The organism is Thermanaerothrix solaris (genome assembly GCF_032334255.1).
GTDB classification, from domain to species: domain Bacteria; phylum Chloroflexota; class Anaerolineae; order Anaerolineales; family Anaerolineaceae; genus Thermanaerothrix; species Thermanaerothrix solaris.
In genome coordinates this window covers 1045571-1070296 of the sequence record NZ_JAUHMF010000001.1, presented here as the reverse complement: position 1 = coordinate 1070296, position 24726 = coordinate 1045571, and the positions used below count along the sequence as shown (strand labels likewise).

Below are 24726 nucleotides of genomic sequence, written 5' to 3'. Positions count from 1 at the left end.
CGTTCTTTAGGCGCTAATTTGAACTTGGCTCAAAGGGTTTTGCTTAAAGATACCTCCTCCATGCTTCGTAGAGCACATGGAGGAGGCAAACGTCCTGGGGTGGGCGCAAATGCGGAAAAATTAAAAAGAAGGGGTACTGAAATTGTCTCAGATCCCTGAGCGCCGCAGGGGTTTTATCGCAAAATGAACGAGAGGATGATCAGAATGACGAAGAAGGTGCCGGCCAGCGTCCCAATACGTTTGAGGTCGCGGATAACATAAGAGTAATCCGGATTGAATTCCGTGCTACTGGCACTGCTCCGGGGTGAAGGGCTGGGCCGTGCCTCAACCGGTCGGGCGGCAGGGGCTGGGCGTTGCGAGGCTGTGGACGACGAAACACGGCGTTTTTGCTTCTTGCTCATAGCTAACTCTCCCAAGTAAATGAACTGGTTATTCTTGCAACCGCGCAGTCACGACGATGCGCTGGTTATCTACCATATAAGGATAACACGAGATTAGGGTAACGATAGGCTCTTGCGTGGGCGCCATAACCTCAACCCGGGTTGGCTCGACAATTTGTGTCTGTTGCACAATATACACATATGCCCGTTGGTTGCTGTAAAGGATGACCTGATCGCCGGGCTTGAGTTTATCCAGGTCGCGGAAGATTTCACCGAAAATATCGTTGTGGGCAGAAAGGACAATGTTCCCTCGCTGGCCGGGGTTGGGTGTTCCCAGGCGCTGACCAACCCCTTTTTTCAACTGCTCCCAGCCATCACCTTGCACTACCGGTGCATCCACGTTGATAGCCGGGATTTGGATGCGGATGGCTTGCTCCACGCCAGGGGTTGGGGTGGGCAATTCCGGCAACGAGAGCATGACCGGGCGCAGGTGTTCGGGGATCTCGGCATCGTTAGGGCGCGGCCCGCCGGGCGAATTGGGCGGGGTGTGCCCGCCAGGCAAGACGATGGCGGTGATGGCCGGCGTGGGGGTCAGGGTGGGTTGCGTGATGAGTGAGGCCACTTCGCGATTGAGGTCGCGAATGAGCGTGAACCCGTTTAGCAGGACAAAAGCCAGCCCAAGGACAGCCAAGACCTCGATCCCCAGCAACACGCGGTCCAGCCAGGTGCGTGGGGGTCTTGTAGTCGTAGGTGAGGCTTCCTCACTGAGTGAGCGGCTGGAGAGATGGTCCAACGGTGTTTCGATGGGATGCTCCTCAACCAGCATCAGGCGGCCGCTGCGACGAAAGTGCTCCAACCGCTTTTGACGCCGCGCCCGTTGCTTCTCGATCAGCAACAGGCGCAGTTCTTCAATGGAGAGATCCTCAGCGGAACGTTTACGCGGCATCCTTTACTCCTTGGGTCGCCCTTACCCGGGTGTGATTATACCGTATTCTCAAGGGGAATCCCCGACCATAAAAGGATCAAACACGAAAGGATAGCGTGCACGAACAATGCCAAGTTGATTAAGTTAGGAAAGTTAATGGTAAGATTTGGCTATATGGTTTCATGCTTGGGAGGTTTTGAATGCTTAAGCGTTGTGGATTAGGGCTACTTATCCTACTTATAGGTTTCTTAGGGTTTACCCATGATGTCGGCGCTCAAAGTGACATCACATTTGCCAATTTGGAGATTGACCTTTGGCCGGAATATGATCGTCCGGACATGCTGGTGATTTACCGTATCACGTTAGATAATTCGGTGAAACTGCCGGCGCAATTAACCCTTCGTATCCCCGCCACTGTAGGCGCACCTTACAACGTGGCCTATGAAGACACGGCAGACGGGATGCTTTATAATTTGAATTACTCGACCCAGATAGAAGGGGACTGGGTAAGGGTTAGTTTCACAACACCCTCTCCGGTTTTACAAATTGAGTATTATGATCCCGGCTTGAAAAAAGAAGGTGCATTACGCACGTTCGAATATCTCTGGCCGGGGGATTACGCCGTTAGGGATCTCACGGTGGTAGTGCAACAGCCACCCACAGCCACCGCTTGGACGCTCATTCCGAGCATGGGAAGCGGCGTTAAGGGCGAAGATGGTTTGACCTATTATCACTATGCGGTAGGGGAACTCAAAGCCGGTACCTCTTTTGTGCTGCGCCTGCGCTATGAAAAAGCCAATGATGACCTTAGTGCCCCGATGCAACTGGTCCAACCTGCCGCTCCTATTGAGTCGGCAGGCTCGGAGCAAAGTGGCCCCTGGTACACCCAGGTATGGGTAATCGTTATGGGGGCAGGGGGAGTACTCATTCTGACCGGGTTATTGTGGTGGTTTGCCCTGACCCGTGTACCGGCCCAAGAAAGGACCAGCAAGCGCCTACGCCATACATCACGGGCAGGAATATCCTCTCCAAGCGGCACATCACCGTTGCGGGGCTTATATTGCCCGGCGTGTGGGCACCGCGTTCAGCCTGAAGATCGCTTTTGCCGCACCTGTGGAACACGCCTGCAACAGGGATAAATCCGGTCTTACCCCCGCCCCTTGTCGGGGGTAGGGTGGTGGCATATAATCGAAGGGAATTTACGGGTAACCACGGATTGGTGCCAATGATGGATAAACCTTCAACCGATATTGCGTCCCAAACGACTGTGCCGCAAAAGGGCTCGGTGAGCTGGTTACGGATGCTTTCTGAAGCCTTGCAAGTCATCGTCCTGGCTTTGCTCCTGTACTTTGTTATTGACACCTTTATTGCCCGGGTGCGGGTTGAAAATATCAGTATGCAACCCACGCTCAAACCCGGGGAATTTGTGATTGTGAGTAAAGTTGCTTATCGCACCGGACAGGTGCAGCGCGGCGATGTAATCGTTTTTCGCTATCCCATGAACCCGCGCGAAGATTACATCAAGCGGGTGATCGGTCTGCCGGGGGATCATATTGAAATCCGTGATGGCCAGGTATTTGTCAACGGTCAAGCCCTTGAAGAGCCTTATGTGGCCGCTTCCCCCAGTTATAACGGGGTGTGGGATGTGCCGCCGGGACAGTTGTTTGTATTAGGGGACAACCGTAATCAGTCCTCGGATTCGCATTCGTGGGGCTTTGTGCCGCTGGAGAACGTGGTAGGCAAAGCCTTGTTGGTTTATTGGCCTCCCAGCGAAATTAAACTCCTTACGCCGTCCTCAGTGGTCAATGCCGCGCACTAAATGGTCTTGGGAAAGCCCTATGGAGATTCGATAATGGATACGTTGAATGATTTGGTCGCACAAGCCCGTCTCTACATGCAAGAACTACCTCCGCTTGAGTTGCCGTCGGGTTGGGATAAGCAACCCCTTACGGCGTTGATTGATCATACTTTGCTCAAGCCCGAAGCGACGCCACTGCAGATTGATCAACTCTGTGCGGAAGCGCGCCGCTATGGGTTTGCGGCGGTTTGTGTCAACCCGGTATATGTGCCACGGGCTGTGCGTGCCCTCGCAGGCTCCGGGGTGCGGGTTGCAACAGTCACCGGTTTCCCCCTGGGGGCAAACGGACGGCGGGCTAAATTGAGCGAAACACAAATTGTGATCGAAGAAGGGGCGGTTGAGGTAGATACAGTTATTGCCATTGGCCTGCTCAAAGGGGGCGAATATGCGGCTGTGTATGATGAATTGAGCGCTATGAGTGAAGTGTGTCATCGGTTCGGTGTCCTTCTGAAGGTAATTATCGAAACCGCGTTGTTGGAACGGGAAGAAAAAATCCTGGCTTGTTTGCTTGCGAAAGCCGCAGGCGCGGACTTTGTGAAAACCTCCACCGGATTCAGCACTGGCGGAGCGACAGTAGACGATGTAGAATTAATGCGAAGAGTTGTAGGACCGCAGATGGGTGTCAAGGCGGCTGGTGGCATTCGCACCCTGGAAGATGCACAAGCCATGGTGCGAGCAGGGGCCAACCGGCTGGGCACCAGTGCGGGGGTCAAGATTGCGGAGGCTTTAGCGGTTGGAAGATGAGAAAGATGTTTGCTTCTCCCGGTTTTCCTGTTCGTCCCTGTCCAGAATGTCAGGCGGGGCAGTTGCACCGCCAGTATCTGGCTTACTACACTTGGCTGGGGAATGATTTAATCACCGTGCCTGATTTTCCGGCCTGGGTGTGTGATTTGTGTGGACATCGTGAGTATGACGTTAGTGCGCTTAATCGGTTGTCGTTAATCTTGAGCCCCACCGCGGGGAGCGCACCCAAACGGCGACGGCGAGCCCGTCCCCAGGTGCGACAACGGGCTAAGAATCCTCGCCCCAGTCAACCCGAATAGACACACTTGGTTTAGAAAAGGGCAAATTTCAACGGTCGGCTCTTTGTAAGCCGACCGTTTGCTTTTGGAAGAACATGAGAGGACTCTTGACACTTAATTCCAAAATTCCACTATAATAAAAGCACGATACTCTTTCCGGAAGGAGGAAGAATTCATGGCGAGCGTTACCTTTGAGCATGTCACCAAGCGCTTTGGTGACTTTGTGGCGGTCAACGATCTAAACTTGCACATCGAAGACCGCGAGTTCCTGGTTTTAGTCGGGCCTTCGGGCTGTGGAAAGACCACCACGTTGCGCTGCCTGGCAGGTCTGGAGGACGTGAGCGAGGGCATCATTAAAATTGGCGACACCATCGTCAACGATGTGCCCCCCAAAGACCGCGATATAGCGATGGTCTTTCAGTCATACGCGCTTTATCCGCACATGACCGTCTTTGATAACATGGCATTTGGTCTCAAACTGCGCAAGGTGCCAAAAGAAGAGATCAAGCGCCGGGTGGAAGAGGCCGCTCAGATTCTGGGCATTGAAAACCTGCTCAAGCGCAAACCGCGTGAACTTTCGGGTGGTCAGCGTCAGCGTGTGGCGGTAGGGCGTGCCATTGTGCGCGAGCCGAAAGTCTTCTTGTTCGATGAGCCACTTTCCAACCTGGATGCCAAATTGCGTGTTCAGACGCGCGCGGAATTGAGTAAGTTACATCAGCGCCTGCAAACCACGTTTGTATATGTAACCCATGATCAGATGGAAGCCATGACCATGGCCACGCGCATCGCGGTCATGAACAAAGGCGTGTTACAGCAACTTGATACCCCGCAGAATTTATATGACCGCCCGGCTAACCTGTTTGTGGCCGGTTTCATTGGGTCGCCGTCCATGAATTTCTTCCCCGCGCACATCCGGAAAGACGGCAATGATCTCTACGTGGACGCTGATACCTTCAAGGTAAAGATCCCGGAGCAACGCGCTAAACCCTATTACAACTACGCTGGGCGCGAAGTGATCTTTGGTATCCGCCCTGAGGATATTCACAACCCGCAGTTTGCGCCGCCTGGCATCCATGCTGAACCGGTGGAAGCGCGGGTGGATGTCATCGAGTTAATGGGGAATGAAATTTTCCTCTATCTGGTCAATGGACGGCACAGTTTTGTGGCCCGAGTTGACCCACGCACGCGCTTTACCATGGGTCAGCAGGTCCAAGTGGTCTTCAATATGGATAACTTCCATATCTTTGACCCGGCGGTAGACCGCGAGAACCCGGTGGCAGTGCGGTAAGCCCCTTGGTGAGTGATACGGCGGTGGGCGCGGTTGTTGGAACTGCGCCCACCATTTCTTTAAGCAGTCCTAGAAGCCAATTTCTGCCCGCCCAGGGCTGTGATGAGGGCGAGGGTTAACGTCAGCAGTCCCATGGCTGTGAAGGCATCTTGCCAAAAACGCAAGGGGAAAAGACGAATCAGCGTATCTGAATAATAGAACAGCCAGGTATCACCTTCAAAGAAGAGGCGATGGAAGGCCGTGAAGAGCCAGTTAAAACTAACTACGACCCCGATGAGAATCAGTAGGATTAGCCCCAGGGTGAGCCAGCCGCCGCGAGACAGGGCGCGCCAGAAAGCGCTTCCTTGGTGTGTGCGCCAAAACCAAATGCCGACTACCCCGTAGAAAATAATTAAGGCTGTCCAGACATGCAACATGAGTTGCACTAAATTCTTCACATCCACCATATGGCGTAACTCACGGGCATTGTAAAGAGGCTGACCGTTGGACAAAGTTTGATCAGCCAAGAACGAAATATCGGCTTGATTGAGTAGATACGTGAGCGAGTAGTTTGCCCAGTATAAGCGCTCTTCTGTGGTGAAACCAAACGGGTCAGGTGGAAAAGCAGGTAGGCGATAAGCAATTTGAAGGTAGGTCGGCGTAAGCAAGATGCGGATAGCCGTTGTAATCAGCAATAAAGGTAGCAGAATCGTGGTCAGGCCCAATAGCCAAGAAGATAAGCGTTTCATGCCTTATTGCCCTCCGGGATTAAACAGCAAATAATCCAGAACCATGGCATTTGTTATCTGTTCTACCGGTGCCAGGTCATCGGTAAAAACAGGACCAGGCGGCGGAGTGGGCTGCAAATTGGCCAGCGCCAGTGCCATGGTCTCCAAAAGTAGTTGAGGCGCATTTGGATCCTGCCGGAGCAAGTCATAATTGAGGCGGAGGTTTTCCGCGCTGGTGGGCTGGCGGGTGGCAAAGAGGAGGCTGTTGAACGTTCCGGGAAGATCTACCACATGAACGGAAGGAAAGACACGCCGCATAGTACTGCTCAGGCGCTCCAATAAACGGCGGTCCTGAGGGCCGCGCCCAACGTTGAGCACGGCGACACCGTCTGGGGTGAGGTGATCATAGACGATTTGAAAGAATTCCACGGTGGTCATATGCCAGGGAATATAGGGCGGGCGATAGGCGTCTAAACTGATGATCTGATAGCGCTTGGGACTGGTTGCCAGTCCCCAGCGGCCATCTTGGATAATGACGCTCAAATTGGGTTCGGTCATTCCAAAGTATTTGCGCGCGACGTCAATAATGCGCGAGTCTATTTCATAGCCGTCTATATGTGCTTGGGGGTAAACCTGGGTGGCTTGAAGTGCGGTTGTGCCTGCTGCCAAACCCACAATGGCGATATCTGTCACCGCACTAGTTGTCATCGGGGGCGGGTTAAAGAAGGGGGCGATTAAGACCTGCTCCCAGGGGCCGCCGAAGAACCGCTGGGTAGGATGATAGACAGAATGAATACCCTGACCTTCGTTTAACCGCAGAAAACGATATTCTCCCACCTGTAAAACCTGGATGTAGTTGTAGGCTGACTCGGTTTCATAAATTAACCCCCGAGTGGCTTTATCGCTGCCTTTGAGGCCAATCAGAAACACAAGAAGCGGGATGATAGGCGTCCAGGCATAACGTAACATTTTCCGCCATCCACTGCTGATTCCCAACCCGATGAGCGCGGTGAAGAGCAAAATAGCACTGCAGACCAAAAAGGTGCGGTAAGTGCCCAGAGTTGGTATCCACCATAAGGGTGGGAGAAAAGTGCCTAAAAAGGAGCCAAGGGTGGAGATGGCATAAATGCGACCGGAAATGCTTCCTGCCTGGCGGGAGTCCTGAAGTGCCAGGCGGATGGCAAAAGGGGAGGCGGTACCCAGGAGAGTTACCGGGAGGCTGAAGAGAACCATCACCCCGGCAAACGAACCAAACAGAACTCCCAACTCTAACGCGTCAAAGGCATCCGCCGCCAGTCTGAGCACTGGGCGGGCAATTACCGGAATGAGGGAGATGATCAAGCCACTCCAGATCAGAATCTGGTAAAAAGTGGAGAATTTGGGGGAACGATCTGCCCAGGTTCCGCCGAGAAAGTATCCCGCAGTCAGGTAAATCAAAATCAAGCCGATTATGCTCGCCCAGACCAGGTTGCTGGTACCGAAATAATTGCCCAGCAGGCGGGAGGCGGCCATTTCCAGAGCCAAGGTCGTTAGGCCAGCGAAGAAAACGGTCACGTAGAGCAACCTGCGCATGGTGATGATTATACTCTTAAGCCTGGTCTCAAAGGGTGACCGGAGGGTTTAAGGATAAAATTAGATCAACCAAGACTTGGGAATAGGGTGAGGTTAGCATGAATGCAGTGCGGGTAGTTCATGTGGCGGAAATGCGGGCTATTGAGCAAGAGGCAGACGCACGAGGGATCACCTACGCCCTGATGATGCATCGCGCGGGTGAAGGGGTGGCGAGGATCGTCCAGCGGCGCTATCATGATGTAACCCCAAAGGTGGTAGTGGGATTGGTGGGTTCAGGGAATAATGGGGGAGATACCCTGGTGGCGCTCACCCATCTGGCGCGCTGGGGATGGCAAGCAAGAGCCTATTTGGTTCGTCCCCGCCCCCAAGATGATTCATTGCTTAGGGAATTGGTAGCCGCAGGGGGAGAGGTTATGAACCTGGGCGACGACCCTGCTCGGGATGGGCTTCATTCTTGGCTGATCGAAGCTCGGGTTTTGTTAGATGGCATTTTCGGCACCGGCGTGAAACTGCCTCTGCGCGGAGAGGTGGGGGAGTTTTTGAGTGAGGTGGCCCACTTTCATCCCTTGCCACACGTCGTCGCTGTAGATTGCCCTTCTGGGGTGGATTGTGATACCGGTGAGGTCGCCGAAGGTACAATCCCAGCAGAACTCACAATTTGCATGGAGGCAGTCAAGATTGGGTTACTGCGGTTTCCGGCTTTTGATTATGTGGGGGAATTGGAGGTCGTTTCACTTGGGCTTCCCTCTGACCTGAAGGCGTACGATGGCTTGAACTTATACATGGCAGAAGCTAATTACTGCCGCAACCATTTACCGCCCCGCCCGCGTCAGGCTCACAAAGGCACTTTTGGCACTGCCTTGATTATCGCTGGCTCAGTAAACTACACCGGCGCGGTGTGGTTGGCGGCTAAGGCGGCGTATCGGATCGGGACAGGTTTGGTGCGGGTGGCTCTACCAGGTAGCCTGCATGCTGCTCTGGCCGGGCATTTACCTGAGGCTACATGGGTGCTCTTGCCCAGTGAGTTAGGGGTTATTGATCGCGATGCTGCAAGTGTGGTTCTGGAGTCATTGGAGCGAGTGACTGCGATTCTGATTGGGCCCGGGTTGGGAATAGAGGAAACGACCGCGGAATTTATAGCCCGTCTGCTGGGTAAAGGCGAGGAATCTTTGAAGCGTCATCCCTTGGGATTTGTCGTCAGGGAAGAGAGTGTTAATCCCGAGCGACCGTCACTGCCACCCTGTGTCGTGGATGCGGATGGTTTACGGCATCTGGCGCGTATTCCTGAATGGTGGCACGCTCTACCGGCTCAAAGTGTATTAACCCCGCACCCTGGAGAGATGAGCGTTTTAACCAAACTCCCAGTGACTGAGATTCAAGCCAATCGGTTAGAGGTTGCCCAACGCTTTGCAGTTGAGTGGGGGCATATTGTCGTGCTAAAGGGGGCGCTGACTGTGGTGGCGGCACCCGATGGACGTGTCTTTATTATTCCCGTGGCCAGCGCAGCCCTGGCTCGCGCCGGTAGTGGGGATGTCCTGGCCGGGTTGGTAGTGGGGCTATTGGCTCAGCGGGTGGCGCCGTTGGAGTCAGCCGTGCTTGCTGCCTGGATTCACGCCCAGGCTGGCCTATTAGCGGCCCAAACGCTTGGTCATGAAGCCTGTGTTTTGGCAGGCGATATTCTCGAGCAGGTACCAGAGGTGCTCAGGAGGCTATAGGGCCAAACCTGAGCACCTCCTCTGTCTTGTAAATAAAGGAATTACGCGCTTTCGCCTTCGGTACCAGCGGTTTGGGATTCGGCTGTACTGCCTAGATGTGCTTTCTGTTCTTCCAGGACCTTTTGTCCCCGTTGTTGAATTTCGCGCGCTGTTTCCTTGGCTTTGGCTAGAAGGGCTTCAGCGCGGCGGACAGCCTCTTGGGCAGCAGCTTCAGCCTGGCTGTAGGCTTCTCCCATGGTTTCGGACGTTTTATCGCGCAATTCAATGGCTTTTTCTTTGATCTGAGTGCGGGTTTCTTCACCCGATTGAGGGGCCAACAACAAAGCGGCAATTGCACCACTCAATCCACCGATGACAAAGCCGATTAAGAATGCCCCAAATTCACTGCGATCTGACATGGTTTACCTCCTTTGGTAAAAAACTAGAACCTCATCTTAGCGCCCAAATCGTAACAGGTCAAGGATTTTCTTCAAGCCCGCAAGATACTCGTTGAGTTTTATCACGGGTTCGACCAGGTTGTTGGATAAGAACACCGTTGTACCACGCAAATTATTGATGGTCTCTTGGGTAGCTTCCAGGATGGGTTTGACCTCATTCTGAAGCAGGTTGATCAAAATAGCCAATTGGACGATCAGAATAATGAGTGCTATTCCCAAGAGAAGTGATTCAAGCGCGAGGACGATTATGAAAATATCACGTACACGGGCAGTTGTTTCAGCGGGGGCAATTGCAAGCAGCGTAATGCCTGCAATAACCAGAATAAGAAGAATAATGATTCCAATAATGATGCCTGTAAATCGTTTGCTCTCAGAGGGTTGCGAAGTCGGTTTCTCAGAAGGAGGGAGAGGAAGTTGCTGAGTCATACCTCCATTATAGCATACGCCGTTTGTTCAATCTGAATTTATGATGAAATAGATTTTTAAAGGGGCGATGGGCATGATGGCTGCTGCGCAAGGTAACCGCATCACACTGGTTGAAGTCCTCTGAGCAAACCATCTTACTACGGTAACATTTTAGGCGATCAAATGCGATGAATTTGACAGGTGTGAGCAGCCTGGGTATACTTGGGACACAGGACAAGTTAACCCTTGGGTCATTATTTTGGGGAGGTACGTTAGTTGAAAAAGGCCTTGATTACCGGCATTACCGGCCAGGATGGCTCTTACCTGGCGGAGTTTTTGCTTTCTAAGGGCTACGAAGTTCATGGCTTGATCCGCCGCGCCAGCACGTTCAATACCCGGCGCATTGATCATATTTACCGCGACCCGCATCCCAATGGAGGGGAGTTGCCCTTTTATCTCCATTATGGGGATATTTCGGTCCCGGAAAGCCTTATGGATCTCATTTATAACATTCAACCGGATGAGATATACCACCTGGCGGCGCAATCTCATGTGCGGGTGAGTTTTGACATGCCCGAATACACCGGCAATATTACCGGTTTGGGCGCGATCCGGGTCTTGGAAGCCATCCGTAAAAGCGGGTGCAAGGCTCGCTTTTATCAGGCTTCATCCAGTGAGATGTTTGGTGGTGCCAAACCCCCCCAAAACGAGCAAACCCCCTTTGAACCGCGTAGCCCTTATGCGGCGGCTAAGGTTTATGCCTATTGGGTTACCCGAAATTATCGCGAAGGTTATGGCCTTTTTGCTTGTAACGGTATTTTGTTCAACCATGAATCACCGCGCCGGGGGGAAACGTTTGTCACACGTAAAATCACCCGTGCCGTAGCGGCAATCATGGCAGGTAAACAACGTTATCTTTATTTGGGCAATCTGGATGCTAAACGTGACTGGGGATACGCTCCTGAGTATGTGGAAGCCATGTGGCTAATGCTTCAGCAAGATCGGCCAGATGACTACGTTATTGGTACGGGAGAAGCACATTCGGTGCGTGAATTTCTAGATGAAGCCTTCGGTTATGTGGGTTTGGACTGGCATGATTACGTACGTATTGATCCGCGCTACTTCCGCCCCACTGAAGTGGATTTCTTATTGGCGGATGCCAGCAAGGCACGACGCGAGTTGGGGTGGGAACCTAAGGTGCGGTTTCACGAGTTGGTGCGGATTATGGTGGATGCCGACTTGGAATTAATGGGATTAACTGCGCCTGGTGAGGGAAAGCGCATTCTGGCTGAGCGTTTCTCCTCCGGCTGGCATCGCTGGGAGCACCAGGTGGTTAGCATGGAACGCTTACCATAAAGCGATGTGAGAGGGGATTTATGCCCACCGTTCTTTTTGTGTGTACGGCCAATCGGGTGCGCTCCCCGATGGCGGCGGAGTTGTTTCGGGCGTTGCTGAAACAACGGCGTAAAGATTGGCGCGAATGGCGGGTGGAATCAGCAGGTACGTGGGCGATGCCGGGTCAACCTGTGGTGAGTGAGGTGCAAACGGTGATGGCCCGCTTCGGTTTGGATGTATCCTCGCATCGGTCACGTGAGGTTAATGGGGATATTCTGGAGCAGGCCGATTTGATTTTAGTGATGGAGAAAAATCAACGCGAGGCGTTGAGAGTTGAGTATCCTGAACTTGCCGCGCGAGTCTATTTACTTACCGAGATGACGGGGCAAACTTACGATGTGCCTGATCCTATTGGGGGGAGTTTAGCCGACTTTGAACAAGCGTCAGCATTGATCCGGCGCTTGTTGGAAGAAGGATGGGATCGGATTGTGGCTTTAAGCCTGCAACTGTCCCAGGAACGGAAACGGTGATCCAAGTGCACATTTGAATTCTCTTCAAAAATGGGGGTTGAATGAGATAGAACATATGTGCTATAATAACAGCACCCCAAAAAGTGAGGTGCTGCGATGAACCGAGCCACATTTGCCATTGTACCTGGATTTCTGCTGGGATGTTTATTCCTGATTCTATTCACGCGCTGGATTGCCAGCCCCAATCTAACGGTTCAGGCGGCGGGGGAGATTGCGATGACCCCAACACCCACACCTGTAGGGGCTGCGGAGGTTTCTGCAAGTCATAATGAGATCGTAGCTAATGGGGAGTGTTCGATAAGTCCCCGCTATCCCGATAAAGTACGCCGCTGGTGTGGTCTAATCGAGCAATACGCCGCAGAAAATGGGCTGGATCCCAATCTCATTGCTGCCGTTGTTCTGCAAGAGAGCGGTGGTAATCCCGAGGCATACTCCAAGAGCGGCGCAGTGGGGTTGATGCAGATCATGCCACGGGATGGTTTGGCGGCAAACTTCATGTGTAAAAACGGCCCTTGTTTTGCTTCGCGTCCCAGCATGGACGAATTGTTTGATCCCGAGTTCAACATCGCTTATGGCACGCGAATGCTGGCAGGATTGATTAACCGCACCGGAGATGTACGCGAGGCGTTGCGCGCTTATGGCCCGATCAACGTGGGATATTATTACGCCGATATCGTTCTGAAAATTTATGAAACTTATCGGTAAGGGAACATGGCCTTTGAATTACAGCCAGAGGTGGTAAAAACGTTGACATTCCTATCACCTCTGGCTATAATTTTGCATGCAATGCGGGTGTGGCCAAGTGGTAAGGCAGTAGCTTCCCAAGCTACGATTCGCGGGTTCGAATCCCGTCACCCGCTCTGAAACCAAACCTAATTGTAAGATGCCGCCAGAATTTTAGGCGGTTTCTTCATTGTAGGAATTTTTTGGGGGAACACAGGATCATCTTTCTCACCGTATAATTGAAACATGGCTGAAGAAGAACAGGTGACCTTAAGCGAGCGCGAACGCGAAATTTTGCGTCTGGTGGCTACGGGCGCATCCAACAAAGAAATTGCGCAACAGTTATTTATCAGCCCCAATACGGTTAAAGTGCATCTGCGTAATATTTTTAGCAAGATTGGCGTGGTCTCGCGTACCGAAGCCACGCTTTATGCCTTGAAGCATGGCATAGTGGAGCCACCCATACCTGCTTTCACCTCTGAAACGCCCCTTGAGCAGAACAACCAACCTTTTCCTACTGTATCTCAATCACCGGGGAGAAGTTGGTGGCTTTCCTGGCGTGGTGTTGTTTTGTTGATTGGGGCCATTTTCGGGATCACGTTGCTTGTGCGCTTTTTAATTCTGCCACCTCAAATGCCTTCTGACACCCCCGAACTTCAAAGCGCGCAACGATTTAAAGCCTTAGCGTCTTTGCCCATTGGGCGCAGTGGAATGGCAGGAGCACGTTATGAGGATCAGTTGTTGGTGGTGGGAGGGCGAACTCCTCAAGGGATAGATGGGGCAGTGTGGGCCTATGGTCTTGATCAGGATACCTGGGAGGCCCGTCATCCTACACCCGCGCTGGTAGAAAAAATAGGCGGAGCGATTTTAGGAGAACGCTTTTATATCCCTGGGGGATGCTTTGCAGATGGTCAGGCCAGTGATATGTTAGAGGTTTATGATCTACGCCGTGATGAGTGGGAAAATGGGCCTGTTTTACCCTATCCTATATGCGCTTATGCGATAACGGCTTTTGAGGGGCGGCTGTTCCTTTTTGGAGGATGGGATGGGAAAGCGTTCATCTCGTCCATCTTGGTATATGATCCCGCCTTTGAGCAGTGGAAAGAAGTCGGTAAGATACCTTTAGCGTATGAGCGTCTTTATTCAGCCGTGGTTAATAACAAAATTTACCTGATAGGGTATGGCGGTGAAACGCAAACGATGCCTCAACTTTGGGCTTATTATCCCAATCGGGAACCCGAACAAGACGAGGTGTGGGAAAAACGAAAGGATCCGCCCGCCTCTTTGAAACCAATTGCTATGACCGCTTTAGCCGGAAATCTTTACCTGGTGGGCGAATCGCAAAATCCCTCTGAAAAGAAGCAGCAAACGTTGTGGGCGTACCTGGAGGCAAGTGACGAGTGGCAACAGATCGCTAGTCTCCCTACGTTAATGGGTGAAGAGGGTTTACTTCTTTCCACAGATACTCGTTTGCATTTTATTGGTGGACGCTGGGACGATAAAGAACAGGAAACCCATTTTGCCTATCAGGCTCTTTACACGATCAATCTTCCGGTTATCAACCGCTAAGCGGGGTGTTGGAAAAAGAAAAAGACCTCGGGAAATGCCGAGGCCTGATGATTAATGGGGTACAGGGTAAGGACAGGTATTAATTCTGTCCCGTGATCCACGGATCTGTTGCCCGTTCCCAGGGATAAATCTCTTCGGGTTTGAACCAGAGGGCAATTTCCTGGGCTGCGGTTTCGGGTGAATCGGAGGCATGCGTAAGATTGCGCCCCACCTCAAGCGCAAAATCATGGCGAATGGTGCCGGGGGCGGCTTCGGTAGGGCGGGTGGCACCCATGGTTTGGCGCACCGCTGCCACAGCATTGGGACCTTCCCATACCATTGCCATCAAGGGGGACGAGGTGATGTAGCGTACCAAACCCTCGTAGAAGGGTTTTCCTTTGTGAACCGCGTAGTGGGCTTCGGCCAACTCTTGGCTTACCTGTAAAAACTTGGCGGCAATGAGTTTCAGGCCGCGGCGCTCCAATCGGAGGATGACTTCACCGATGAGTCCGCGTTGTACGGCGTCTGGTTTGATTAAGACGAGCGTTCGTTCCACAATGATCCTCCATCAACGATGTTGTTTTAACGAAGCAACTCTTCGGCTTTGGTATAAGCGTCCAGGGCTTCTTGCAGGCGATTGCTACGCACATAAGCATCGCCGAGGGCTTGCCACAGCCCAACATCAATTGGATAGCGATAGAGTGCTTCGTGCAAGTCATGAATGACATCTTCGAGGTGTTGAGCCTCTTGGATAAGACGATTATAGAATTGAAGTGCCCGTTCCAAGTTGCCGGCTTGTAGCGCGTTTTGCGCCTCATGTAACCATAGTAAAGTCGTTTCCACCGACGCCTCGGAAACAGCCTCAACGGTAGGTTGGGATTCCTCGGACAACGGCAAGGGTTGTTCTGGAATCCAAACGCTCTCTTCCTCTCCCAGAACCTGAGAGGTAGGCTCGGAGGGTTCTTGTAACCATGCAGGGATGTTTTCCTCTTCAACCGGTGGTTGCGGTGTTGATTTGATACTACCGCCAATGCGCACCGGTTGGGTGTCTTCTATGGTCTCCAGCGGCTCGGAAGAGGGAATCTCTAAGGCTGAGATAGGCGTTTCGGTTTCCTCAAGAGGAGTGACAGGGGGTTCCAGAACCTCTTGCAACCATTCGGGGATGGCTTCTTGAGTTGTTGGTGCGGCCTCACTCGGGCTAGAAACCTCGCTGGTAGTGGATTCCTCAAAGGAAATGGCGGTTTCCTCAGAGGCAATGGGCGCTTCCTCAGGCGTTTCTATGAGTTCTTCACCTGGTTCGCGTTGAGCGCTCACCCAGTCCGGGAGATGTGAAAACCGCTGTTCCGGTGGTGTAAGTAAGGTTTCCTCATCTGCGCCTTGGCGTGCGGCGAGCCCTTCGAGCCAGGCAAAAGTGGCTTCCGAATCCAGGGGAATCTCTACCTCGGTAGGTGAGCCGCTCGTTAAGGAGGGCTCTGTTTCAATGTTAGGAATGACCTGTTCTGCCCCTTCGGTGGTTGTGGTCTTTTCTATCTCTGATGGTGCTTCAGGTGGATAGGTTGGCGGCGTGGTTTCGATCTCTGTTTCTTGGGCTTGGATCACCCAGGTGGGTGGTTGATCAAGTCGTTCAGAGGCTGGTGTGGTGAGCGTGGCTTCATCTGCGCCCTGGCGGGCAGCCAGACTTTCCAACCATGCCAGAGCGGCTTCAATGTCTTCGCTGCTTGTGGGCACCCCTCCCAGAGGTTGGAGGTCAGGAGTAATCTCCTCTGCACTAGGTGATGCGGCTGTTATTGCGGGGGGAGCGACTTCATCTGCAGCCAGAGGGGTCTCTGCCGCCATGTCTGCCATGGTTGATGATTCTTCACGGGCTGGTGAACTCGGTGTAGATTCTACTGCCCATTCCGGATGCGGCCACTCTGTCGGAGATTCGGTTGTCTCTTCAAGTGTAACGGACTCGGGGGTGGTTAGATCGGCCAGCCAAGCCGGAGGTTCTTCTTCGGAGAGGGGTGTTGTCAAAGAGGCTTCAAATTCTGCGCCTGCTTCTGGAGGACTAACTTCTTCAATATCAGATCGGGTTTGGGTGGCGCCGCTCTGAAGCAGGTTCTCGAACCAGGCTTCGGCCTGTTCAGGGCTTTCTTCGGTCTCGGTCTTCAGATCGGGCGGGACGATGCCTTTTAACCATTCCGGAATTTCAGCCGGTTCAACGAGGGATTCGGTTGCTTCTTCTAGGAACGGTGCCGATTCCTGGGGTTCTTCTTCTGCAAGACCTGAGGTACGCATCTCCCAACCTGCTTCGCGCATCCAGTCGGGGATAAGAGTTTCAGGTTCGGCGGGTGTCGTTTCTTCAGTTGCCTCTGCCAAGATATTTTCTGGCGGCGTGGTTTCGGAAGGCGCGACCTCCGTGGCAGTTGACTGTTCTTGTAGTGCGGAATACCAATCGGGCAGGGCTTCTTCTTCTTCCGCCAACCAGGTTACACCGACGGTGCGGGTCCATTCGGGCTGGGCCGGGGTTTCCAACTCGGGCTGCCATTCAAGATAGTCGAGCATAACGGCATCGTCGGGAACCTCAAGCGGCGAGAGCATCCCTGACGTCATATGCGCCAGGTAAGGATCCATGGCAATCACCCGTTGGCGGTAAATTGCGGCATCTTGAGCGCGAGAGGTGGTGGGGAGGATTTCGGCTAAGATGCGATTGGCCTCGAAACAATACGGCAACTTGCCCACCAGGCGTGTGCAAACCTCGGTTGCGGCTACTTTTTGGCCAGAGAGGTAATATACGCGAGCGAGAATGACCTCTAAGTCAACACGATTGGGATCTTCAGCCAGGGCAGCCCGTGCTTCGGCAATGGCCTGAGGGTAAAGTTCGCCACGGGCATACATGCGGATCAGCGCGCCGCGTGAAAGGCGAATACGGGGGGGTTCAACACCATCGCGGCGCCCATAAAGGCGACGCAATTCGTCCTGGATGGCGGTGTTAGAGGGTTGGGTTTCAAAAGCGCGCTCCATATGCCAGATGGCCGCGTCAAGATTGCCTTCATCCTCGCGGATAATGCTCATCCCGATTTGGGAGATGAAGTCATCGGGTACTGAGGAGAGCACGCGATGGAAAATATCCGCTGCTTCAGCATAATGTTGAGCTTCTAAATAGGCTTTCCCCAGAAGGCGATAGGTGTCAATGTGTTTGGGAAAGAATTTCAAAATATGGCGGCAGTGAGCAATGGCTGCATCGGTTTGCCCGTTTTCGATGAGGTTTTCAATTTCTCGGTTATAAGCACGTAATGAGATTTTGGGCATGAGCCACCTCCCTTTTTTAGTATGCCCTAACTCCGCCAATCAAGCAAGAGGGGGTGTCCCAAAAAAGACATCCGTGCAAGGCTAATTCCACGGCCAGCCTGCACGGATGTGGAATGGGCAATCGGAAATGGTTATTCACCAAGATAGTCCCTGAGTTTACGGCGAATGCTAGGGTGCCGTAAGCGGCTGAGGGCTTGGGCCTCAATTTGCCGCACCCGTTCGCGCGTGACACCCATTTTACGGCCAACCTCTTCCAGTGTGTAGGCCTGACCATCAAGCAGGCCATAGCGTAGTTGCAAGATGCGCACCTCGCGCGGTGGCAAGGTGTTGAGCACCTCTTCCAGGTGCTCGCGCAGCAGATTGTAGGTGGCCGTGTCATCAGGAGGTGGCGCTTCTTCGTCCTCGATGAAGTCTCCCAGCACCGAATCTTCTTCATCGTCGGTGGGCGTTTCCAGCGAGAGCGGTCGGCGAGCTACTTGGATCATGTTCTCCACCTTCTTTGGTGGCACATCCAATTCTTCGGCCAGTTCTTCAACGGTTGGCTCACGCCCCAGACGCTGTGTTAACTGGTGCTGGACGCGTAGCAGTTTGTTGATCTGGTCGCCCATGTGCACCGGCACGCGGATGGTGCGCCCCTGGTCGGCGATGGCACGCGTGACGGCCTGGCGAATCCACCAGGTGGCATACGTGCTGAACTTATGTCCGCGACGGTAATCGAACTTCTTGGTGGCGCGTATCAACCCGATATTTCCTTCCTGGATTAGGTCAAGGAAGGGAACACCGCGCCCCATGTATTTCTTAGCCACGCTGATGACTAGGCGCGAGTTGGCCGTGATCAAGTGCTCGCGCGCTGCCCACCCATCTTCGATCAACTTGCGCAGTTCCAACCGGCGCTTGGGGCTTACATTGCCACGCGCCAGTTCCTCGCGCGCCATGCGGCCGCGTTCGATGCGCTGGGCTAACTCCACCTCTTCTTCGGCGGTGAGCAGGGGCACACGGCTCACCTCTTTGAGATATAGACCGATGGTGTCATCGGTGTCAATGTCGCGCAGGTCGTCGAGGTTGAGGTCATGCTCGATGGCCTCAAGTTCGGGCTCTTCCTCGAGCAGCTCCTCTTCCTCTTCTTCCTCGAGTTCGCCGCTAAGAGGTTCATCCTCGAGGTAAGGAATACCTGCGCTCATCAGCGCCGAAAAGGCTTCTTCCAATTGATCAACATCCTGCTCCGCCTCAGGGAAAAAGTGGAGGATGTCGTCAATTGTGACGTAGCCCTTTTGGCGCCCCAGTTCAATCAGTCGCGCAATTGCAGGATATTCTTCGTCTTCGTCCACAACATTAAGCAACGGGTTTTCCATAGGCCTTCTTTTATCCTCGTTAACCGAGAGTAGTTTTCAAAGTGTTTATTCGTCTCGTTTATCAGCATACACTTTTTTTTATGAAAATTCAATACGTGTATGCGTTAAATTTATAAGGTAGGAATTTATCTTGTCCCCATGGTAAGACACGAAAATAGACAGCGGTTCAGTTCATTCTTCCCGCTGCCTACATGGGGTGATAAAAATATACATCAATTTAAGCCGGATTTCAATAGGTTGACGAAATTCTAATCAAATTCTAATCTTACCGGATCGAGTCATATATCACACGCATGATTGACAAGTCGGGCTTACCTCACTATAATAAATTTATAACCGAACAGCACATTATAAAACAAGTGTAAAAATGTAAGTGGCGGCGAGGATCCGGATGTCTGATTTGGTCGCTTGCCTGATAATTTCAGGCGGACATTCGGGGAGCCAAGTAGCGAAACCGGCCCTGGGCCGGTTTTTTATATTCTGTCGAAGGAGGAGGTGTCACCATGACGCTAAGTCAACCTGTAGGAGCGGATCTGGATGAACTTTATGCTGGCCAGCGTTCGCGGGTTATGATTGTTGACGATGATCCAGATACCACACTATTACTGAAACAGATTCTACGCTCAGCGGGTTTTGATGTACTAAGCGCTGCGAATGGGATTGAAGCGCTCAAGAAGTATCATGCCGTTACTCCGGATCTCGTTCTTTTAGATCTGATGATGCCGGAGATGGACGGTTGGGAGGTCTTACGCCAATTACGCCAATTCAGTCCAACCCCAGTCATGGTGTTGACGGCGATTAATAGCAAAGAAACCTTGGTGGATTGTTTCCAATTGGGTGCAGACGATTATCTGACCAAACCGTTTTATCGCGGTGAGGTCTTGGCGCGGATTAATGCCGTTTTACGCCGTTCACGGCGTCCTCAGCCGGCCTATCGTTATGCCTTTCCGAAGATTGGTCTTATTATCGAAAGCCAATCGCGTGAAGTGCGATATAAGGATGAACGTATCCCCCTCACGGTGAAGGAATTCGAGGTGCTTTCCACCCTAGCCCGGCATGCCCCTGAGGTTGTGGATTACCTGACCCTCTCAGAAGCAGTATGGGGGCAGGATTTGCCTCAGGCGCGCCAGCGCATTAAGTTCTTGATCTACTTGCTGCGTCGAAAATTGGGGCGTGTTGACCCTGCCGGTGCCGATTTAATTGTTAATGTAGATCGGTTGGGGTATAAATTGGAAACCGGTGAGGGGTGATTTTTGCGTCAGGGCCAATGAAACTGCATTTTAGATTTGATGGGTGGCGTTTCGGCGGGACCTTATTACTGCTTGTAGGTTTGATCGGCTTGGGCGTGAGCCTTTATCGGTGGGCGGAACTACGGCGCGCTGATCAAGAAGTTGTTGTGTATGAGGAACCATCGTCTCAAAGCGGCTTTGTGCCATTGACTTTGATGAACGTGCAAGAAGGTGCGCCGACATTGGCGATTTCCACGCCTGAGGGCGAGGAATCGGAGCAGGGAATGACTGAACCGGGGACAAATCAAGCCACGCCTGTCCCTGAGCCAACGCTTACACCTTTACCTGCAATTCCTCAGCGCCTGATCATCGCTAAAATTGATTTAGATGCGCCGGTTATACCGGTCAAGGCACGCAAGATCAAAGTGGGTGAGACTGTCTACGAACAGTGGCTAGCGCCGGATGAGTTTGCGGCGGGTTGGCCTACCGAGACGGCAATGTTGGGCCAAGTGGGAAATACGGTTCTTATTGGGCACCACAATGTGCATGGCAAGGTGTTCGAACGACTTCACGAACTGGAAGCGGGAGACCTCATTGTGGTGGAGGGGGGAAATCGGCGTTTCAGTTATCAAATAGTCAACGTGATGATCCTACCCGAGCGAGATGCTGATTTGCAGACCCGCCTGGAGAACGCGCGGTGGATTCAGCCCTCTCAGGATGAGCGACTCACCCTGGTAACGTGCTGGCCGGCGAATTCCAATACGCATCGTTTGGTCATTGTGGCGCGGCCCATCGGCCAATCTCCCTTGCCGGGCGCCGAACCTCAATGAAACGATTCGCTACGACTGCGGAAGTCTTCGTGGTGCCGTGTCTTCGGGTTGGGCGATAACAAACAAGCGCCCCCAAGAGAGTTCATCACCTTGAGCAATGCAGGTTTGTAAAACCAGGGTGCCTGGATTTTCGTAAATATGCAAGAACAATTCGGTAGCGCTGAGTACCTTTTGTTGAGGATCATCCAGGTTGATAAATTTGGAATAGGGCGAATGGGGCTGTAGGGCTTGGTAGCGTTCGATGGTTACAATACGATAACGCTTCAGACTACCATCACCAAAAACCACCCATAAGGTTTGTTCGGGTTGAAGGGCAAAGAAGGCTTGTCCTGCTAAGTGATTATGGGCCAAAAGCCCCAAACTACCATAACGTTGAGCGAGGGCAAAGTGCGTGAGTGTGTTTGGTTGGGTGGAAACGAACGCAGGATTTGAGGTGGGCTGCTGAACGATGGGATAAGCCATGATCCCCTCAGCATAAAGGCCAATGGGCTGATCGGTTTGACCATTCAAGGTAAGGCTGGCACGAAAAGCCTGAAAGGTTTCCAGATTGAGTGAGGTAATCAATGATGTGACGACATCGTGTCCAGCGACCAGCCCTGGATCTCGCACTGGATGAGAAACAACCACATGCGCTGTTGTGCTTATCCACACCCCAAGGATAAGAAAGAATTTTAACCAGGGTTTTATGGCTCGTGCCAATTGACGTTTGAAGGTGACGTTGTCCATAGCGCGCTTATTATCCGGAAATTACAGGGGGCTAAGCAAGCGTTATAAGGCGGTTGTAAGGTGTCCTAACAAAAATGAAAGGTTGCCCTTGTGGTATAATCAATCCAAATGGGTGTGGGAATGTGAAACTCTTTCGATTAAGGAGTCAGTAGCATGTCTGGACATTCAAAATGGGCAACGATTAAGCGCAAGAAAGGCGCTATGGATGCCAAACGGGGACAATTGTTTACCCGTTTGGCACGTGAAATTGTGTTGGCCGCACGCGAGGGGGGTGGTGATCCTGAGGCAAATGTGCGCTTGCGCCTGGCAATTGAAAAAGCGCGCGCCAACAATATGCCCAAAGAGAATATTGAACGTGCCATCAAGCGCGGCACCGGCGAAAGCAAAGAAGGTGGAGCACTGGAGCAAGTCTTTTACGAGGGTTATGCCCCCCACGGTGTGGCCTTGATGATTGAATGCGTGACCGAGAATCGTAACCGAACCGTGGCCGAGATTCGCCATGTTCTAACGCGAGCCGGGGGAAGTTTGGGCGAAGCAGGCTCGGTTGCTTGGCAGTTTAAACGGGCAGCCTACTTTGCCTTGCAAGGCTCCGAGAAAGATTTTGAGAAGATCTTTGAAGTGGCGGTTGAGGCGGGGGCCGATGATGTCACTATGGATGGGAATATCATCGAAATTGTTGGACCCGTTGAATCGTTCAAGAGCCTGTTGGACGGCCTGCGCGGGGCGGGGTACCAGCCAGAGGAGGCTGGATTGCGCATGATTCCCACTCAAGAGATTGAACTGGGCACAGAGGAATCGCTCCAGGTACTGCGCGCGATCGAAGCCTTAGAAGATTTAGATGACGTGCAAAACGTCTATCACAACCTGCGTATTACCGATGAAGCCTTAATGGCTATTAGCGAAGGTTAACCCCCCATGATGGTCGTGGGTATTGATCCCGGCACTGCCACGACCGGTTATGGAATTGTTGAGGATAAGGGATATGGCCTGGAGGCCATAACGTATGGCGTGGTGACTACCGCGCCTTCTTTGCCTTTAGAACAACGCCTAGCTCAACTCTTCGATGCGCTCAGTACTCTTATCCAGCGCTATAAGCCCGATAGCGCCGCGGTGGAGCAATTGTTCTTTCAACGCAATGTGCGCACGGCCATCGCCGTAGGACAGGCGCGAGGGGTGGCTTTATTGGCGCTCGCCAAAGCAGGCCTGAGCGTTGGCGAGTACTCACCCCTAGAAGTCAAGCAAGCGGTGACTGGATACGGAGGAGCAGATAAAAACCAAGTACAACACATGGTACAGTTGCTCCTTAATCTTCCCGAAGTGCCCCACCCGGATGACGCCGCGGATGCGTTGGCGGTTGCCATCTGCCATTTACATCATTTGCGCACAGCCCAGCAATGGACGACCTGATTACCAGCTCTGCGAACCCACGGCTGAAATTGATCCGGAAATTGCGCGAACGTAAGGTTCGCGAACAGTACGGCTTGTTTTATGTCGAGGGCATTCGGTTGGTCGCTGAAGCCATCCAGCAAGGTTGGCCCATTGAGATGCTGGTGGTAGCGCCACAACGCTTGAGCAGTGAGTTCGCCTGGCAACACGTTGAGCAAGCGCGCCAAAAAGGGGTGCGGATTATTGAGGTTAGCGCGAAGGTGTTTGAAAGCCTTGCGCTCAAAGAAAACCCGCAGGGCCTTGCAGCCGTGGCGCGCCAGCGCTGGACACCGCTATCCATGGTCAACCCCAATGCCGGTGAATTATGGGTGGCGTTGGAAGCCATCCAAGATCCGGGTAATTTGGGCACCATTCTGCGCACAGCCGATGCTGTCGGTGCTAAGGGGGTGATCCTCTTGGAGCACACAACCGATCCGTATGATCCGGCGGCAGTTCGGGCCAGTATGGGGGCGGTTTTCACTCAACAATTGGTGCGCACCACCCAGGAAGAGTTCTTGCAATGGTGTGCCCAAACTCACCCAACTCTGATTGGAACTTCAGACAAAGCCCATCAGGATTACCACGAGTTCACTTATCCTCAGGGTTTAATCGTGATGATGGGCAGTGAACGCGAAGGGCTTTCACCACCCTATGCCGCATTGTGTCAGACGATGGTGGCTATTCCTATGGTAGGGCGGGTGGATTCGCTTAATGTTGCCATAGCAACGGCAATTGTTTTGTATGAGATTTTTAATCAACGTCGGCAGCGGGGAAGTTGGCCAGGTTTGGGTGCAAATGAGGAGTAGACAGCATGATCGCGTTTATTGAAGGGGAAGTGGCGCATGTGGGTGATGATCACCTTGTCCTGCGTTTGGGTGGATTGGGGCTGCAGGTTTTTGTGCCGACAGCCTTAGCGCGGCAAGCCCAGGTGGGGGTACCCATGTTTCTTCACACCCACTTGGTCGTACGCGAGGATGGTTGGGCGCTTTATGGCTTTGAGTCCGAGATAGAACGACATTATTTCACCCTGTTACTTGGGGTGAATGGGGTAGGACCGCGGCTGGCGCTGGCGATACTGAGTGCTTTGTCGGTGGGTTTGATCCAGCAGGCCGTGCACGGCGAACAACCTGACCTCCTGGCTCGCGTGCCTGGAGTGGGGCGCAAGACGGCTCAAAAGATCATCCTTTATTTGCAGGATAAGATTGGGCGTGAAGAATCATTCACTGGCTTGGCGGCGTTTAGCGAGGTGGATCATCAGGTATTGGAGGCATTGACGCATCTGGGTTATAGTGTAGTGGAAGCCCAGGCGGCTCTACAATCTATCCCGCGTGATGCCCCTGCGGATGTAGAAGAACGGTTACGCTTGGCACTACAACATCTCGCCCCTTAAGAGCATAAAAGGTTTTTCTGGACAAAGGTGTGCGTTTC

26 protein-coding genes and 1 tRNA gene are annotated in these 24726 nt (G+C 52.8%); 17 read left to right on the top strand and 10 right to left on the bottom strand.

Annotated elements, in window-relative coordinates:
- Window positions 1–173: 173 nt before the first annotated feature.
- Window positions 174–401, bottom strand: coding sequence for a hypothetical protein (locus tag QYE77_RS04790; protein WP_315624235.1), 228 nt, complete (start codon window positions 399–401; stop codon window positions 174–176).
- Window positions 402–429: 28 nt separating this feature from the next.
- Entirely contained in the window at window positions 430–1326 is an 897-nt protein-coding gene (locus tag QYE77_RS04785; RefSeq protein WP_315624234.1) for a sortase, read from the bottom strand.
- A gap of 179 nt (window positions 1327–1505) precedes the next feature.
- On the opposite strand from QYE77_RS04785, the gene QYE77_RS04780 reads away from it, so the two are divergent.
- From QYE77_RS04780 to QYE77_RS04760, 5 genes are all read left to right on the top strand, one after another.
- The gene (locus tag QYE77_RS04780) at window positions 1506–2444 is read left to right on the top strand and encodes a zinc ribbon domain-containing protein (protein WP_315624233.1); all 939 of its coding nucleotides are present in this window, start codon (window positions 1506–1508) and stop codon (window positions 2442–2444) included.
- 86 nt (window positions 2445–2530) lie between these two features.
- Complete coding sequence (gene lepB, locus QYE77_RS04775; RefSeq protein WP_315624232.1) at window positions 2531–3124, top strand: signal peptidase I; 594 nt, start codon at window positions 2531–2533, stop codon at window positions 3122–3124.
- 42 nt (window positions 3125–3166) lie between these two features.
- Window positions 3167–3907 (top strand): deoxyribose-phosphate aldolase, encoded by a 741-nt coding sequence (gene deoC, locus QYE77_RS04770; protein WP_399389896.1) that lies wholly within the window; start codon window positions 3167–3169, stop codon window positions 3905–3907.
- 5 nt (window positions 3908–3912) lie between these two features.
- Window positions 3913–4206 (top strand): YgiT-type zinc finger protein, encoded by a 294-nt coding sequence (locus QYE77_RS04765; RefSeq protein ID WP_315624230.1) that lies wholly within the window; start codon window positions 3913–3915, stop codon window positions 4204–4206.
- Window positions 4207–4360: 154 nt separating this feature from the next.
- Window positions 4361–5473 (top strand): ABC transporter ATP-binding protein, encoded by a 1113-nt coding sequence (locus QYE77_RS04760; RefSeq protein WP_315624229.1) that lies wholly within the window; start codon window positions 4361–4363, stop codon window positions 5471–5473.
- Between the two features lie 59 nt (window positions 5474–5532).
- On the opposite strand, the gene QYE77_RS04755 is transcribed toward QYE77_RS04760, so the two are convergent.
- Both QYE77_RS04755 and QYE77_RS04750 read right to left on the bottom strand, forming a co-directional pair.
- The gene (locus QYE77_RS04755; protein WP_315624228.1) at window positions 5533–6201 is read right to left on the bottom strand and encodes a TIGR01906 family membrane protein; all 669 of its coding nucleotides are present in this window, start codon (window positions 6199–6201) and stop codon (window positions 5533–5535) included.
- A 3-nt stretch (window positions 6202–6204) separates the two neighbouring features.
- A complete protein-coding gene (locus tag QYE77_RS04750; protein ID WP_315624227.1) occupies window positions 6205–7752 on the bottom strand; it encodes a spermidine synthase in 1548 nt (515 codons plus the stop codon).
- Window positions 7753–7850: 98 nt separating this feature from the next.
- Between QYE77_RS04750 and QYE77_RS04745 the strand changes: the two genes are divergently transcribed.
- Window positions 7851–9467, top strand: a complete 1617-nt coding sequence (locus QYE77_RS04745) for an NAD(P)H-hydrate dehydratase (RefSeq protein ID WP_315624226.1) — start codon at window positions 7851–7853, stop codon at window positions 9465–9467.
- A 41-nt stretch (window positions 9468–9508) separates the two neighbouring features.
- Here QYE77_RS04745 and QYE77_RS04740 read toward each other — a convergent pair whose 3' ends face one another.
- Entirely contained in the window at window positions 9509–9865 is a 357-nt protein-coding gene (locus QYE77_RS04740) for a YtxH domain-containing protein (RefSeq protein WP_315624225.1), read from the bottom strand.
- A gap of 36 nt (window positions 9866–9901) precedes the next feature.
- A complete protein-coding gene (locus QYE77_RS04735; RefSeq protein ID WP_315624224.1) occupies window positions 9902–10330 on the bottom strand; it encodes a hypothetical protein in 429 nt (142 codons plus the stop codon).
- Between the two features lie 255 nt (window positions 10331–10585).
- Here QYE77_RS04735 and gmd point away from each other — a divergent pair, with 255 nt between their 5' ends.
- The 5 genes from gmd to QYE77_RS04710 all read left to right on the top strand — a co-directional run bounded on the left by gmd (window position 10586) and on the right by QYE77_RS04710 (window position 14466).
- Window positions 10586–11665 carry a GDP-mannose 4,6-dehydratase gene (gene gmd, locus QYE77_RS04730; RefSeq protein ID WP_315624223.1) on the top strand — a complete coding sequence of 360 codons (1080 nt, stop codon included), beginning with the start codon at window positions 10586–10588 and terminating at the stop codon, window positions 11663–11665.
- A 20-nt stretch (window positions 11666–11685) separates the two neighbouring features.
- Window positions 11686–12174, top strand: a complete 489-nt coding sequence (locus QYE77_RS04725; RefSeq protein ID WP_315624222.1) for an arsenate reductase/protein-tyrosine-phosphatase family protein — start codon at window positions 11686–11688, stop codon at window positions 12172–12174.
- A 96-nt stretch (window positions 12175–12270) separates the two neighbouring features.
- Complete coding sequence (locus QYE77_RS04720) at window positions 12271–12879, top strand: transglycosylase SLT domain-containing protein (protein ID WP_315624221.1); 609 nt, start codon at window positions 12271–12273, stop codon at window positions 12877–12879.
- Between the two features lie 83 nt (window positions 12880–12962).
- A tRNA-Gly gene (locus QYE77_RS04715) sits at window positions 12963–13034 on the top strand.
- A gap of 109 nt (window positions 13035–13143) precedes the next feature.
- A complete protein-coding gene (locus tag QYE77_RS04710; RefSeq protein WP_315624220.1) occupies window positions 13144–14466 on the top strand; it encodes a LuxR C-terminal-related transcriptional regulator in 1323 nt (440 codons plus the stop codon).
- Window positions 14467–14545: 79 nt separating this feature from the next.
- Here the strand turns inward: QYE77_RS04710 and ndk are convergent, their stop codons facing one another.
- The 3 genes from ndk to QYE77_RS04695 all read right to left on the bottom strand — a co-directional run bounded on the left by ndk (window position 14546) and on the right by QYE77_RS04695 (window position 19088).
- On the bottom strand, window positions 14546–15001 hold the full coding sequence (gene ndk, locus QYE77_RS04705; protein WP_315624219.1) for a nucleoside-diphosphate kinase: 456 nt from the start codon (window positions 14999–15001) through the stop codon (window positions 14546–14548).
- A 26-nt stretch (window positions 15002–15027) separates the two neighbouring features.
- Window positions 15028–17736, bottom strand: a complete 2709-nt coding sequence (locus QYE77_RS04700; RefSeq protein ID WP_315624218.1) for a tetratricopeptide repeat protein — start codon at window positions 17734–17736, stop codon at window positions 15028–15030.
- A gap of 131 nt (window positions 17737–17867) precedes the next feature.
- On the bottom strand, window positions 17868–19088 hold the full coding sequence (locus QYE77_RS04695; RefSeq protein WP_315624217.1) for a sigma-70 family RNA polymerase sigma factor: 1221 nt from the start codon (window positions 19086–19088) through the stop codon (window positions 17868–17870).
- A 503-nt stretch (window positions 19089–19591) separates the two neighbouring features.
- Between QYE77_RS04695 and QYE77_RS04690 the strand changes: the two genes are divergently transcribed.
- The gene (locus QYE77_RS04690; RefSeq protein ID WP_315624216.1) at window positions 19592–20338 is read left to right on the top strand and encodes a response regulator transcription factor; all 747 of its coding nucleotides are present in this window, start codon (window positions 19592–19594) and stop codon (window positions 20336–20338) included.
- A gap of 17 nt (window positions 20339–20355) precedes the next feature.
- Entirely contained in the window at window positions 20356–21147 is a 792-nt protein-coding gene (locus tag QYE77_RS04685; protein WP_315624215.1) for a sortase, read from the top strand.
- A 9-nt stretch (window positions 21148–21156) separates the two neighbouring features.
- Here QYE77_RS04685 and QYE77_RS04680 read toward each other — a convergent pair whose 3' ends face one another.
- Entirely contained in the window at window positions 21157–21873 is a 717-nt protein-coding gene (locus QYE77_RS04680) for a hypothetical protein (protein ID WP_315624214.1), read from the bottom strand.
- A gap of 153 nt (window positions 21874–22026) precedes the next feature.
- Between QYE77_RS04680 and QYE77_RS04675 the strand changes: the two genes are divergently transcribed.
- Genes QYE77_RS04675 through ruvA form a run of 4 tightly spaced genes read left to right on the top strand, consistent with a single transcriptional unit; the run spans window position 22027 to window position 24688 of the window.
- Window positions 22027–22782 carry a YebC/PmpR family DNA-binding transcriptional regulator gene (locus tag QYE77_RS04675; protein ID WP_315624213.1) on the top strand — a complete coding sequence of 252 codons (756 nt, stop codon included), beginning with the start codon at window positions 22027–22029 and terminating at the stop codon, window positions 22780–22782.
- A gap of 6 nt (window positions 22783–22788) precedes the next feature.
- Window positions 22789–23280 carry a crossover junction endodeoxyribonuclease RuvC gene (ruvC, locus tag QYE77_RS04670; protein ID WP_315624212.1) on the top strand — a complete coding sequence of 164 codons (492 nt, stop codon included), beginning with the start codon at window positions 22789–22791 and terminating at the stop codon, window positions 23278–23280.
- Window positions 23268–24104: a TrmH family RNA methyltransferase gene (locus tag QYE77_RS04665; RefSeq protein WP_315624211.1), complete on the top strand. Its 837-nt coding sequence runs from the start codon at window positions 23268–23270 to the stop codon at window positions 24102–24104. The genes ruvC and QYE77_RS04665 overlap by 13 nt, the downstream gene beginning before the upstream one ends.
- Window positions 24105–24109: 5 nt before the next feature.
- Window positions 24110–24688, top strand: coding sequence for a Holliday junction branch migration protein RuvA (ruvA, locus tag QYE77_RS04660; RefSeq protein ID WP_315624210.1), 579 nt, complete (start codon window positions 24110–24112; stop codon window positions 24686–24688).
- Window positions 24689–24726: the final 38 nt, after the last annotated feature.